General features: G+C 71.0%; 6 protein-coding genes and 1 pseudogene. 3 read left to right on the plus strand and 4 right to left on the minus strand.

What is annotated here, in order from left to right; genetic code table 11:
- Window positions 1–196: 196 nt before the first annotated feature.
- The 3 genes and pseudogenes from MMF93_RS13105 to MMF93_RS13115 form a co-directional block, all read right to left on the minus strand.
- On the minus strand, window positions 197–5,305 hold the full coding sequence (locus MMF93_RS13105) for an NAD-glutamate dehydrogenase (protein ID WP_242751479.1): 5,109 nt from the start codon (window positions 5,303–5,305) through the stop codon (window positions 197–199).
- Window positions 5,306–5,873: 568 nt separating this feature from the next.
- Window positions 5,874–6,506: pseudogene (locus tag MMF93_RS13110) on the minus strand (HAD family hydrolase); the annotation flags it as partial.
- Between the two features lie 232 nt (window positions 6,507–6,738).
- Window positions 6,739–7,278, minus strand: a complete 540-nt coding sequence (locus tag MMF93_RS13115; RefSeq protein ID WP_242751480.1) for a DUF6912 family protein — start codon at window positions 7,276–7,278, stop codon at window positions 6,739–6,741.
- A gap of 312 nt (window positions 7,279–7,590) precedes the next feature.
- Between MMF93_RS13115 and MMF93_RS13120 the strand changes: the two genes are divergently transcribed.
- Complete coding sequence (locus tag MMF93_RS13120) at window positions 7,591–8,061, plus strand: Rv3235 family protein (protein ID WP_242751481.1); 471 nt, start codon at window positions 7,591–7,593, stop codon at window positions 8,059–8,061.
- A gap of 321 nt (window positions 8,062–8,382) precedes the next feature.
- Here the strand turns inward: MMF93_RS13120 and secA are convergent, their stop codons facing one another.
- Complete coding sequence (secA, locus tag MMF93_RS13125) at window positions 8,383–11,232, minus strand: preprotein translocase subunit SecA (RefSeq protein WP_242751482.1); 2,850 nt, start codon at window positions 11,230–11,232, stop codon at window positions 8,383–8,385.
- 197 nt (window positions 11,233–11,429) lie between these two features.
- Here secA and MMF93_RS13130 point away from each other — a divergent pair, with 197 nt between their 5' ends.
- Complete coding sequence (locus MMF93_RS13130; protein ID WP_242751483.1) at window positions 11,430–12,014, plus strand: GNAT family N-acetyltransferase; 585 nt, start codon at window positions 11,430–11,432, stop codon at window positions 12,012–12,014.
- Window positions 12,015–12,248: 234 nt separating this feature from the next.
- Entirely contained in the window at window positions 12,249–13,457 is a 1,209-nt protein-coding gene (locus tag MMF93_RS13135) for a winged helix-turn-helix domain-containing protein (protein WP_242751484.1), read from the plus strand.
- The last annotated feature ends 45 nt before the right edge of the window (window positions 13,458–13,502 follow it).

The raw sequence follows: 13,502 nt of genomic DNA on the forward strand, positions 1-13,502 counted from the left end.
CGGCCTCGGCGCTTCGCACCGCACCCGCGCCCGCGTCGTCCACCTCAGCCACGCCCTCCACCAGCCCGCCCATTCCCGCACGGTAAGCAGCGCGGCGGGCGGCCCGCACGCGGTGGAGGGCCGAACGCGTGACCGCCGTGCCGGGAAGGGTGTCCCTCCCGGCACGGCGGTCAGCAGCGCCTCGCCCCGCCGGACCTCAGCGGTTGCTGCGCAGCAGCGTGCGCATCGTCCGCATGGCCACCGACAGGTTCGCCAGATCGAACGTCTCCGAGGCCTGGATCTCGTCCAGGGTGCCCCGGGCGCGCACGAGGATGGCGCGGTTCTTCTCCTCCCACGCCTCGTACCGCTGCCCCGGCGTGTCGGCGCCGTTGCCCGCGGCCAGCACGTCGGCCACCAGCAGCTGGTGCGCCGCGTACAGGTCCTCGCGGATGGAGGAGCGGGCCATCGACTGCCAGCGGTCGGCCCGCGGCAGCTCGCTGACGCGGCCCTGGAGCTGGGTGATGCCCAGCCGGTCGGCGAGGTCGAAGTAGACCTCGGCGACGTCCATCAGCTCCTTGCCCATGCGGTCCGCGACGGCGACCACGTCCAGCGTGGAGAACGCCGCGGCCGAGCCCGCGATCCGCTGCGCCAGCTCCGCGGGGACGCCGGCGCCCGACAGCTTGTCGTACACCCGCTGGTGCCACTTGAGGTCGTCGCCCTTGAGCAGCTTGGGCAGCTCCGCCCAGACCGTCTCCACCCGCTCGGAGAACAGCTCGATGGTGTCGGCCAGCAGCAGCGGCTGCGGACGGTTGTTCAGCAGCCAGCGGGTACCGCGCTCGACGAGCTGCCGCGAGCGCAGCCGGATGTCGGTGAGCACATTGGCCGCGACCTGGTTGTCCAGCGACTCGACCTCGTCCCAGATGTCGCCGAGCCGGAAGATGGCGCGCGCGGCCGTGTGCGCGCGCACGATCTCCTCCGTCGAGGCCCCCGACTCCTCCTTCATACGGTGCACGAAGGTGGAGCCCGCCACGTTCACGGTGTCGTTGACCAGGACCGTCGTGACGATCTCGCGGCGCAGCGCGTGCGCCTCGATCTGCTGTCCGAAGCGCTCGCGCAGCGCCTCGGGGAAGTAGCAGTACAGCAGCCGCTTCAGGTAGGCGTCGTCCGGCAGCGACGTCGCGATCAGCTCGTCCGTCACGTTGATCTTCGTGTAGGCGAGCAGCACGGCGATCTCCGGCTGGGTCAGCCCGTCGCCGTTGTTCAGCCGCTCACGGATCTGCCGGTCCGTGGGCAGGAACTCCAGCTGCCGGTCCAGCTTGCCCTCCTTGGCCAGCCTGCGCATCTGCCGCTGGCTGGCCAGCAGCAGGCTGGGGGCCTGCGCCAGGGAGTTGGACAGCGCCGCGTTCTGCGCGTAGTTGTTGCGCAGCACCAGCTCGCCGACCTCGTCCGTCATCTGGGCGAGCAGCTTGTTGCGCTGCTTGACGGTCATGTCGCCGTCGGCCACCACGGAGTTGAGCAGGATCTTGATGTTCACCTCGTGGTCGGAGGTGTCCACACCCGCGCTGTTGTCGATCGCGTCGGTGTTGATCCGCCCCCCGTCCGAGGCGAACTCGATCCGGCCCAGCTGGGTGCAGCCCAGGTTGCCGCCCTCGCCGACGACCTTGACCCGCAGGTCCTGGCCGTCCACCCGGATCGCGTCGTTGGCCTTGTCGCCGACGTCCGCGTCGCTCTCCGTCGACGCCTTGACGTAGGTGCCGATGCCGCCGTTCCACAGCAGGTCGACGGGGGCCGTCAGGATGGCCCGCATCAGCTCGGCGGGGGTCATCTTCGTGACGCCCTGCTCGATGCCCAGGGCCTCGCGCACCTGCGGGGTGATCGGCACCGACTTGGCGCTGCGCGGGTGGACGCCGCCGCCGGCCGAGATCAGCGTCGTGTCGTAGTCCGCCCACGAGGAGCGCGGCAGCTCGAACAGGCGGCGGCGCTCCGCGTAGGAGGTGGCCGCCTCCGGGTCGGGGTCGAGGAAGATGTGCCGGTGGTCGAAGGCCGCCACCAGCCGGATGTGCTCCGAGAGCAGCATGCCGTTGCCGAACACGTCACCCGACATGTCGCCGACGCCGACGACGGTGAAGTCCTCAGTCTGGGTGTCGTGGCCCAGCTCGCGGAAGTGCCGCTTGACCGAATCCCAGGCGCCGCGCGCCGTGATGCCCATGCCCTTGTGGTCGTACCCGGCCGAACCGCCCGAGGCGAACGCGTCACCCAGCCAGTAGCCGTAGGAGTTCGCGACCTCGTTGGCGATGTCGGAGAAGGTGGCCGTGCCCTTGTCGGCGGCCACGACGAGGTAGGTGTCGTCCTCGTCGTGCCGCACCACGTCCTGGGGGTACTCGACCTCGCCGGAGACCAGGTTGTCGGTGACGTCCAGCAGGCCCGAGATGAACGTCTTGTAGCAGGCGATGCCCTCGGCCTGCCACGCGTCGCGGTCCACGGCCGGGTCGGGCAGCTGCTTGCCGACGAAGCCGCCCTTGGCGCCGACCGGCACGATGACGGTGTTCTTGACCTCCTGCGCCTTGACCAGGCCGAGGATCTCCGTGCGGAAGTCCTCACGCCGGTCCGACCAGCGCAGACCACCGCGCGCCACCTTGCCGAACCGCAGGTGGACGCCCTCGACCCGCGGCGAGTACACCCAGATCTCGTAGGCGGGGCGCGGCGCGGGCAGGTCCGGAATCGCCTGCGGATCCAGCTTCATCGACACGTAGGTGTGCGGCTTGCCGTCGCCGGCCAGCTGGAAGTAGTTGGTGCGCAGGGTGGCGGTGATGACGGTGAGGAAGGAGCGCAGGATGCGGTCCTCGTCCAGGCTGGCGACCTGGTCCAGCGCCCCGGTCAGCTCCTCCAGGATGCCGTCGATCAGCTCGTGGCCCGCACGCCTGCGCGTGGGGTCCAGCCGCGCCTCGAACAGGCTGACGAGCAGCCGCGTGGTGTGCACGTTCCCGCGCAGCGTGTCCTCGATGTACGCCTGGCTGAACGTCGAACCCGCCTGCCGCAGGTACTTCGCGTACGCGCGCAGCACCATCGCCTGCCGCCAGGTCAACCCGGCCGAGAGCACCAGCGCGTTGAGGCCGTCGTTCTCCGCGTGGCCCGTCCACACCGCCGTGAACGCCTCCTGGAAACGCTCCCGCGTCTCCTCCTCCAGACCGCGCTGCCCGTCCGGCATCCGCAGCCCGAAGTCGTAGATCCACGCGTGCGACCTGTCCGCGCAGCGCAGCTCGTAGGGGCGCTCGTCCACCACCTCGACGCCCATCGCCTGCAACCCGGGCAGCACGGCGGAGAGCGAGACGGGACTGCCCGTGCGGTAGATCTTGAAGCGGCGCTCCCCCGGAGCAGCGCCCACCGGCTCGTACAGGCTCAGCGCGAAGTCGTCCTCCGCACCGCCGCGCACCAACTGCTCGATGTGCTGCAGGTCCGCCACGGCCGCACGCGGCGAGAAGTCCGCCTTGTAGCCCTCGGGGAAGGCGTGCGCGTACTTCTGCGCCATCTCGGCGGCCTGCTCCTCGCCGCACTCGGCGACCAGCGCCTCGCTGAAGCCGTCCGCCCACGAGCGCGCCGCCTCGGCCAGCCGCGTCTCGATGCGGTCGACCTCCGCGTCCGTCAGCTCCCGCAGCTCGGCGCCCGTACGCACCCGGATCACGAAGTGCAGCCTGGAGAGCACCGACTCCGTGTTCCAGGCGGTGAAGTCGACGCTGGTGCCGCCCAGCTCCTCGGTCAGGATGTCCGTCAGCCGCAGCCGCACCCCGGTGGTGTAGCGGTCGCGCGGCAGGTAGACCAGCGCCGAGTAGTACCGCCCGTACTCGTCCTGGCGCAGGTACAGCCGCAGCTTGCGGCGCTCTTGGAGGTAGAGGACCGAGGTGACGATGGAGCGCAGCTCGTCGGCCGGCGTCTGGAACAGCTCGTCGCGCGGGTAGGTCTCCAGGATCTGCAGCAGGTCGCGGCCCGCGTGGCTGTCCGGCGTGAACCCGGCGCCGTCCAGCACCTCCGCGACCTTCCGCCGGATGACCGGCACCCGCCGCACCGACTCCGTGTAGGCCGCGGACGAGAACAGGCCCAGGAAGCGCCGCTCCCCCACCACGTTGCCCTCGGCGTCGAACTTCTTGACGCCCACGTAGTCCAGGTACGAGGCACGGTGCACCGTCGAACGACTGTTCGCCTTCGTCAGCACCAGCATCCGGTGCTCACGCGCCTTCGCCCGCGCGTCCGCGGGCAGCCGGTTGAACGACGGCGAGACCGGATGCCCCTCATCCCCCGGCTGGTGCGGATCGGACCGCAGAATACCCAGACCCGTGCCGGGCAGCGGCGTGAGCGTCAGCTCCTCGCCCTCCACGGCTTCCTTGCCGTCCTTCGCCGCCTTGCCGGCCTTGGCACCCTTGGCGGCCTTACCGCTCTTGGTGCCCTTGCCGCCCTTGCCGCCCTCGGCGTCGAGTTCGTACTCGCGGTAGCCGAGGAAGGTGAAGTGATCATCCGCCAGCCAGCGCAGCAGCTCACGCGCCTCGTCGACCTCCTCACCCGGCAGGTCGTCGGTCGGCTCCCCCGTCAGCTCGTCCGCGATGCGCAGCGCCGCGCCCCGCATCTTCTGCCAGTCCTCGACCGCCTCCCGCACGTCCGAGAGGACCCGGCGCAGATCCGCGCTGATCTGCTTGAGGTCCTCCCGGTCGGTCTCCCGGTCGATCTCCACGTGAATCCATGATTCGACCAGCGCGTCGTGCGGCAGCTTCTCCCGCTTCTCCTTCGCCTGGCGCTTCCCCGGCCCCTGCGAAGCCGTGCCCGCCTGCTGCGCGGCGTCGGCCTGCTGGGCCGCCACGTCGTCACGGCCGACGGAGAGGACCTCCAGCAGCTTCCCGGCCAGATCCCGGCGCACCACCATCTGCGGGTGGATCACGACGTGGATGCCGCGGCCCTGCCGGGAGAGCTCGTTGGTGACCGAGTCGACCAGGAACGGCATGTCATCCGTCACGACCTCGATCACCGAGTGCGTGCACGAGAAGCCGTTCTCATCGATCGACGGTGAGTACACCCGCACATTCGCCGTGCCCTGCGGACGCTCCTGTGCGAGACGGTAGTGGGCGAGTGCACCGCCGAGGATGTCGACCGGGTCACGGTCGGTGAGGTCCTCCGGCGCCGTGTGCAGGTAGTACCGCTGGAGATACGCGCCAAGGGCGTCGTCCTGGGGGCCGTTGAGGCCCTGCACCGGGTGGCGTCCCTGCGCCGGGCTCTGTTCAGCCACCCTAGCGGCTTCCGCCAGCCGCTCGGCTTTTGCTTCTTCCAGCTTGCTCTGCATGTCCTCTGGCTCCTGTCGCGCGCCGTTGCGTGACGTCGGGATGGAAGGGGCACGGCGCCGGAACACGGGGTGTCCGCACGGGTCCGCCACTGTGCCGGGAGAGACGACCAGCGGCGCCCCACGCGCTGTCACGCGGGGGGCGCTGAACGGAGCGGCGCCCGCGGGCAGACCCTCCGGTGGATATCGCGCTGATCACGTAGGCCAGGCTATCTCTCTCCGGCACCCTCGCGTCATGGCCCTTATGTGTACAAAGAGGGGGACAGAAAAGATCGTCTTGGCCCTTTCGGACACCTTCCGGCCGCGGGGCGTGGGGTGCCGCGGGGTGGCGGCCACCTCGTGGCGTGCCACCGCGTGGCGCCAGTCGTGTGCTGCCATGCGGCGGCCTGCGGGCGCCGCTTCGCCGACGGCACTGCTGAGGCTACCCCCATGCCGCTGCTTCCCCCTCCGTGGCGGGGCGGGGGCTCGCTGCGCGCCCCGCGCCCCCTGTGCCCCCCGAGCCCTCTGTGCCCTCTGTGCCCTCTGTGCCCTCTGTGCCCTCTGTGGGAGGGGAGTCCTCGGCGGCCTCGCGGGCCAGGCGCTCCGCCGTTTCGACCGCCTCACGCAAGGTGTCGACGACCGGCACCCCCGCCTCCTCCAGGCTGGCCCTGCTGTGCGAGCCCCCGGTGAAGAGCACGGCGCGCGCCCCCGCGTGGGCGGCCGCCAACGCGTCGTCGACCGCGTCCCCGATCACCACGGCCCGGCTCGGCTCCACCCCACGCAGCGCGGCGAGATGCCGCACCATCTGGGCGGCCTTGCCGCCACCGGTCGGGCCGACCGCACCGTCGACCCGCAGGAAGTGCCCGTCGATGCCGTACGTACGCAGCAGCGGCAGCAGCCGGTCGTGCGGCGCCAGCGAGCACAGCGACTGGGTGTGACCGGCCGCCTGCCGCGTCGCCAGGAGTTCCGCGGCGCCCTCGGCCAGACCCGCGCCGGCGATACGGGCCCAGTAGTGGCGGTGGAACGTCTCGTCCATGACCTGCCACTCGCTGCCCGTGGGCATCCTGCCGAACAGCCGCTCGTAGAAGCGCGGCACCGGAACGCAGTACAGCTCCCGATACCGCTCCAGCGTGATCGCCGGGAAGCCGAGCTCGTCGAACGCGGCGTTGGTCGCCTCGAGCACGGTATGGATGTCGTGCAGCAGCGTGCCGTTCCAGTCCCACACGATGTGCGCGGAACTCAGAACGCGCCGGCCCTGCTGCGGTGCCGACTCCGATTGCCGCGGCTGCTGCGACTGCTGCGACTGCTGCGGTTGCTGCCCCAAGACCATGCTTCTGACGGTACGGGGAGGGACTGACAACGCGACAGAGCAGCGACCGGTCAGGCCACGGCCTGTCCGGTCAGGCCATCAGTGACCGGCCTGGCCGTCTGCTACAGCTCCGGCCACCGGCGACGGGTCAGGCGATCAGGGCGGGGATCTCCTGGGTGGCGAACCACAGCAGCTCGTGCTCCTCGGCACCGTCGACGACCGCCTGCGCCCGCTGGTCGCCGCCCGCGGCCGCGGGCAGGGCGTCGATCGCCGCCGTCACCGCCTCGACCGCCTCCTCGGCGTCCAGATGGACGGCCGCGACCCTGGAGATCGGCACCGCAGCCGTGAGGCGCACCCGGCCGACGGAGGCCGCGTCCTCGTCCCGCACGGAACGGCCGTCTGCCACGTCACGCTCCTCGCTGTGCACGAGAGCGTCGGAGACCTCGGCCACCACGACGACGCGGCGCCGCACGGCTTCGGCGTCCCTCGCCAGCGAGCGCAGGGAGGAGGCGGCCGCCAGACCCAGCGCGGCGTACTCCAGCTCCTCCTCATCCTCGGGGTTCTCGGAACCCCACCACGCGCGCAGCCCCGCAGTGACCGCGTACGCCTCGAAGGGGGCCGGTCCCAGCTCACCCGCACCGTGCGCCTGGCTCAGTGCGGGCAGGGTCAGAGGGACATAGACACGCATGGCTGCCGCTTTCGTGTATCGCCGGGGACCGTCTGCCCGTCAGCATACGGGCAGCCGGCGCGACTCGCCCCGACGAGCACCCGGACAAACCCGCAGGTAGACGCGTGGCCGCGTCAACCTCGCTCCGCGAGCTGATCCTGATAGGGGAATTCTCCCAGCCCCTTCCCGGAGCCCACCGCCTCGTTGCCGTACGGCTCCTCCCAGGGCTAAAACCGTTGCCAGCCGTCGGTTACTGGCCGGTATCGAGATCGGCCCTCACCGGCGGATCCGGCAGGCCAGCCCTTCACACACGCCGCGCCCACGGGGGAGCCCATGACCACATCCGTCTCCGAGTCCGCGTCCGGACGCCAGCCGCGCCGGCGCACCCCGCGCTCGGCACCGTCCCGGCCGCCGACACGGCGCGACAGCCGCAGGCCTGCCGAGTCGGCGCTCCGCGCGGCCGCCCACCGCGCACGGGAACGGCAGCCTCCGTACTGGTTCGCCCGCCGCCTGCTGCTGGTCCTCAGCGGACAGTGCCCCGTCCACACCCTCCTCGGCTACGCCACGGACGAGACCTACGAACGGCTCGGCGCCCTCGCCCCCTCGGCCCCGCTCCGTCCCCGCGGCACCGACCGCACGGCCCCCGCCGTCCTGGAGGCCCGCGGCACCCAGATCCGGCCCGGCGTCATCGAAGCCTTCGCCCGCATCGCCACCGGCCACCGCCAGCGCGCCATGGCCTTCCGCCTGGAACACGGCCACAACCGCTGGCGCTGCACAGCCCTCGAACTCGACCTCGCCCCGTGAACTCCCTCGACTGCCACCCCCTCAGGTCCTCACGCGCCCGACCTCCGGGGGCCGGGCCTGCGCGGACCGAGCCCCCCGGGGCCCAACAGGTTGCGGGGGCCCAGCAGGGTGCGGGGGCCGGCAGGTTGCGGGGGAGGCCTCCAAGGGGCTGGAGGGGGGACAGAAGGCCCGGGCGGAGTCCGTCGGGCCTCGGCGACGGGGGCTGGAGGCGGCAGTGGTGTCAGGCGCGGCTGAGGGGCCGGGCAGCAGGTGCTCGGCCCCTCAGCGGGGGTGCGGCCCGTGAGGGACGCACCAGGTGTCGTCGGCGTGGCCGCCGCGCGGTCACTTGCGCTTCTTGCGGCCCTTCTGGGCCTTCCTCCGCTCCGCGCGGGTGAGGCCGTCGGCCTGGGAGCGGATGGGGCCGGTCTCGTCCCCGTCCGTGCCGGCGCCGGTGTCGAGGTCGCCCTCGACCACGCCGCCCTCGGCGGTGGGCGCGGAGAAGTGCAGGCGGTCGGGGCGCTGCGGCTGGTCCAGGCCCTTGGCGTGGATCGCCGGGGCCGGACCGGCGCCCGCACCGGCCGGAACGGCATCCCGGGGCTCGCTGTCCTTCTCCAGGGAGGGCGCGGGAACGGTGTCCTCGACGGGCACCTCCTCGACCTGCTGCTCGACCTGGACCTCCAGGTTGAACAGGTAGCCGACGGATTCCTCCTTGATGCCCTCCATCATGGCCTGGAACATGTCGTAGCCCTCCCGCTGGTACTCGACCAGCGGATCCTTCTGGGCCATCGCGCGCAGGCCGATGCCTTCCTGGAGGTAGTCCATCTCGTACAGGTGCTCGCGCCACTTGCGGTCGAGCACCGACAGCACCACGCGCCGCTCCAGCTCGCGCATGATCTCGGAGCCGAGCTCCTTCTCGCGCGCTTCGTACTGCTCGTGGATGTCGTCCTTGACGGAGTCGATGATGAAGTCGGCCGTGATGCCCTCGCGGTCGCCCGCGGCCTCCTCCAGCTCCTCGATCGTCACCTTGACGGGGTACAGCTGCTTGAAGGCGCTCCACAGCCGGTCGAGGTCCCACTCCTCGGCGAAGCCCTCGACGGTCTCGGCCTGGACGTAGGCCTCGATCGTGTCGTCCATGAAGTGCCCCACCTGCTCCTGCAGGTCCTCGCCCTCCAGGACGCGGCGGCGCTCGCCGTAGATGACCTCGCGCTGCCGGTTGAGCACCTCGTCGTACTTGAGGACGTTCTTGCGGATCTCGAAGTTCTGCTGCTCCACCTGGGACTGCGCGGAGGCGATCGCGCGGGTGACCATCTTGTTCTCGATCGGCACGTCGTCCGGCACGTTCGCCATCGACATCACGCGCTCGACCATCTGCGCCTTGAACAGCCGCATCAGGTCGTCGCCCAGGGAGAGGTAGAAGCGGGACTCGCCCGGGTCACCCTGGCGGCCCGAGCGGCCGCGCAGCTGGTTGTCGATCCGGCGGGACTCGTGCCGCTCGGTGCCCAGGACGTAAAGGCCGCCGAGCTCCTTGACCTCGTCGACGGCCGCCTTGACCGACTTCTCGGCCTTCTCCAGGGCGGTGGGCAGCGCGGCCGCCCACTCCTCGACGTGCTCGTTCGGGTCGAGGCCGCGCTCGCGCAGTTCGTTCTCCGCCATGCCCTCGGCGTTGCCGCCGAGCTTGATGTCGGTGCCGCGGCCCGCCATGTTGGTGGCCACGGTGACGGCGCCCTTGCGGCCCGCCTCGGCGACGATCAGGGCCTCGCGCTCGTGATTCTTCGCGTTCAGCACCTGGTGGGTGACGCCGCGCTTGGTGAGCTGCTTGGACAGGTACTCGGACTTCTCGACCGAGGTGGTGCCCACGAGGATCGGCTGGCCGCTCTCGTGCTTCTCGACGATGTCGTCGACCACCGCGTCGAACTTGGAGACCTCGGTGCGGTAGATCAGGTCGGCCTGGTCCTTGCGGGCCAGCGGCCGATTGGTCGGGATCGGGACCACGCCGAGCTTGTAGATCTGGTGGAACTCGGCCGCCTCGGTCATGGCCGTACCGGTCATGCCGGAGAGGGTGTTGTAGAGGCGGAAGAAGTTCTGGAGGGTGATCGTGGCGAGCGTCTGGTTCTCGTCCTTGATCTCCACCCCCTCCTTGGCCTCGATCGCCTGGTGCATGCCCTCGTTGTAGCGGCGGCCCGCCAGGATGCGGCCGGTGTGCTCGTCGACGATCATGACTTCGCCGTCCATGACGACGTAGTCCTTGTCGTTCTTGTAGAGCTCCTTGGCCTTGATCGCGTTGTTGAGATACCCCACCAGCGGCGTGTTGACCGACTCGTAGAGGTTGTCGATGCCCAGCCAGTCCTCGACCTTGCCGACGCCCGACTCGTGGATGGCGACGGTGCGCTTCTTCTCGTCCACCTCGTAGTCGCCCGTCTCGGGCTTCTGGGTGCGCGGGTCGCCAGGCTCGCCCTTGTCCAGGCGCTTGACGAGCTTCGCGAAGTCGCTGTACCACTTCGTGGCCTGGTCGGCGGGGCCGGAGATGATCAGCGGCGTACGGGCCTCGTCGACGAGGATGGAGTCGACCTCGTCGACGATGGCGAAGTTGTGACCCCGCTGGACCAGTTCGTCCTTGGACCACGCCATGTTGTCGCGCAGGTAGTCGAACCCGAACTCGTTGTTCGTGCCGTAGGTGATGTCGCACGCGTACTGCTCGCGGCGCTCGGCCGGGCTCATGTTGGCCACGATGCAGCCGACCGTCAGGCCGAGGAACCTGTGCACGCGCCCCATCCACTCGGAGTCGCGCTGCGCCAGGTAGTCGTTGACCGTGACGATGTGCACACCGTCACCCGAGATGCCGTTCAGGTACGCCGGCAGCGTGCCGACCAGCGTCTTGCCCTCACCGGTCTTCATCTCGGCGACGTAGCCGAGGTGCAGCGCGGCGCCGCCCATCAGCTGCACGTCGTAGTGCCGCTCGCCCAGGACGCGCTTGGCGGCCTCACGGACGGTGGCGAACGCCTCCGGCATCAGGTCGTCCAGGGACTCGCCCTCGGCGTACCGCTCCTTGTACTCATCCGTGAGCGCGCGCAGCTCCGCGTCCGACAGGTCGACGAAGTCCTCTTCGATGGAATTCACCTGCCGCGCGACGCGGTCCAGCTTGCGCAGGATCTTCCCTTCACCTGCGCGCATGAGCTTGCCGAAGACGGACACTTAGGGTGGCTCCTTGCCGGTCGGGCCTGGCACGGTCTGCACGGGTCAGTGCGGATGTCGGTGCCGATCCGCGAGGTCCTCTCCTTGCCGAGGGCCTGAACCGCACCGGCCATCGTATGCGAGGGAGGACTGACCCTGTACCCCCAACGTGCCGGAGGCCCGGAAGGTGCCGGGGAGCGGCGCTGCACAATCTGACTATGGAACCCATCACACTGCGCACCGAGCGGCTCCTCCTCCGCCCCTTCGAGCGGGGAGACGCCGAGGCCGTGGCCGCCGCGTGTGACGACCCCGACATCCAGCGTTACGTCCCCGTACCCGAACCGTACACACTCGCCGACGCCGAGGAGTTCGTCACCGTCACCAGCCCGGCCGGCTGGCGGGACGACACGATGTACAACTTCGGGGTCTTCACCCACGACGGTCAACTCGTCGGCTCCATGGGCCTGGTCGGGCTGACGATCCCGCGCACCGCGGAACACCGCGCCGAGCTGGGCTTCTGGACCGCACGCCGGCACCGGCGCAGAGGCTGCACGACCGAGGCCGGGCGCGCCGTCGCCGAGTGGGCCTTCACCTCGCTGGGCGTGGAACGGCTGGAGTGGGTCGCCCAGGCGGACAACGAGGGCTCCCGTGCCGTGGCGCAGCGCATCGGGTTCGTCGAGGAAGGCATCCAACGGGCACGCATCGTGCACAGGGGAACACGGCGCGACGCGCGCATCGCGGCCCTGCTCCCCTCCGACTGGGGACTCCCCTTCGGCACCCCGTACCTGCCCTCTCGCCTGTGAACGGGACAGCCGCACAACCGCTGAATGGGGGCGCCGCGCAGGCTCTGAGCGGGGCAGCCCCGCTCAGGCTCAGGCTTTGATAGGGACAGCCCAGCGGCCGCAGAACAGGGCGGCCGCGCGGCCGCTGAACGGGGACGCCGCGCGGAAACACGTGGCCGGCGGGCCCACTTGGAGCGCGGTGTCAGCGGGTCCGCTTCGAGTGCGTTGTCAGTGGGTCCTTTTAGGGTGACGCCTATGACCACAGGCCTCACCGGCGCCGCGCCCGCGGCCACCCCCCGCCCCACGGTTTCCCTCTCCGCCGACGAGGCACGACGGATCGCGCTGCGGGCGCAGGGCCTGCTGGGCGCGCCCGACCGACGGGCGGGCGTACGCGGCGTGCTGCGGAGCCTGGGAGCGGTGCAGCTGGACACCATCTCGGTGCTGGCACGGTCGCACGAGCTGGTGCCCTACGCCCGCCTGGGCGCGGTGGGACGCCAGACGGTGGACGCGGCCTACTGGACGGGCGCGCACAGTTTCGAGTACTGGTCGCACGCCGCCTGCGTCCTGCCCATCGAGGAGTGGCCCCACTTCGCCTTCCGCCGCCGCGCCTTCCGGGAGCGGGGCCGCCGCTGGCACGTGATGAAGGACCGCGAGGGCTCCTGCGCCGCCGTCCGCGCGCAGCTCGCGGCCGAGGGCCCGCTGACGACGGCCGAACTGGGCGGCGGCCGCAAGGGCGGCGAGTGGTGGGACTGGTCGGAGCGCAAGATCGCCGTGGAGTGGCTGCTGGACATCGGCGAGGTCGTCGTCAGCGAGCGCCGCGGCTGGAAACGCGTCTACGACCTGGCCGAACGCGCCGTCCCCGCCTCCCTCCTCCACGACGACCTGGACGAGAGCGAGTGCCTGCGCCGCCTGGTGGCCCAAGCGGGCGCCGCGCTGGGGGTCGCCACCCGCGCCGACCTGGCCGACTACCACCGCCTCAAGGCCGAGCAAGTGGAGTCCGTGGTGGCCGACACCGGCCTGGTACCAGTCGAGGTGCGGGGCTGGCCGCGGCGTGCCTGGGCCGACCCGGCGGCGCTGGCCGGCACCCCGCGTGGCCGCCACCGCACCACCCTGCTCTCCCCGTTCGACTCCCTCATCTGGGACCGGCCCCGCACCGAACGGATCTTCGACTTCACCCACCGGCTAGAGGCCTACGTGCCCAAGCCGAAGCGGGTCCACGGCTACTTCACCATGCCCCTGCTGGCCGGGGGCAGGCTCTGCGGGCGGGTCGACCCGGCTCGCGAGGGAACGACTCTGGTCGCCCGCCAGCTGTCGATGGACGGCGCCAAGGCCGTCGAGCCGATGGCGCGGGCGCTGGGGGAGGCCGCTTCCTGGGTGGGCTGCGACGCGGTACGGGTGGAGCGCTGCGACCCCGAACCGCTGCGCCCCCGCCTGCGCTCGGCCCTCGACGCACTGGGGCTGTGAGCCGGCGCGCCATCCGGGCTCCGAGCGAACAGCGCACTGATCTGT

The organism is Streptomyces tubbatahanensis, assembly GCF_022699385.1.
Lineage (GTDB): Bacteria > Actinomycetota > Actinomycetes > Streptomycetales > Streptomycetaceae > Streptomyces > Streptomyces diacarni.

Coding starts and splice junctions, on each gene's coding strand:
- MMF93_RS13135 (WP_242751484.1), top strand. CDS start 12,249: ATGACCACAGGCCTCACCGGCGCCGCGCCCGCGGCCACCCCCCGCCCC.
- MMF93_RS13130 (WP_242751483.1), top strand. CDS start 11,430: ATGGAACCCATCACACTGCGCACCGAGCGGCTCCTCCTCCGCCCCTTC.
- MMF93_RS13115 (WP_242751480.1), bottom strand. CDS start 7,278: ATGCGTGTCTATGTCCCTCTGACCCTGCCCGCACTGAGCCAGGCGCAC.
- MMF93_RS13105 (WP_242751479.1), bottom strand. CDS start 5,305: ATGCAGAGCAAGCTGGAAGAAGCAAAAGCCGAGCGGCTGGCGGAAGCC.
- MMF93_RS13120 (WP_242751481.1), top strand. CDS start 7,591: ATGACCACATCCGTCTCCGAGTCCGCGTCCGGACGCCAGCCGCGCCGG.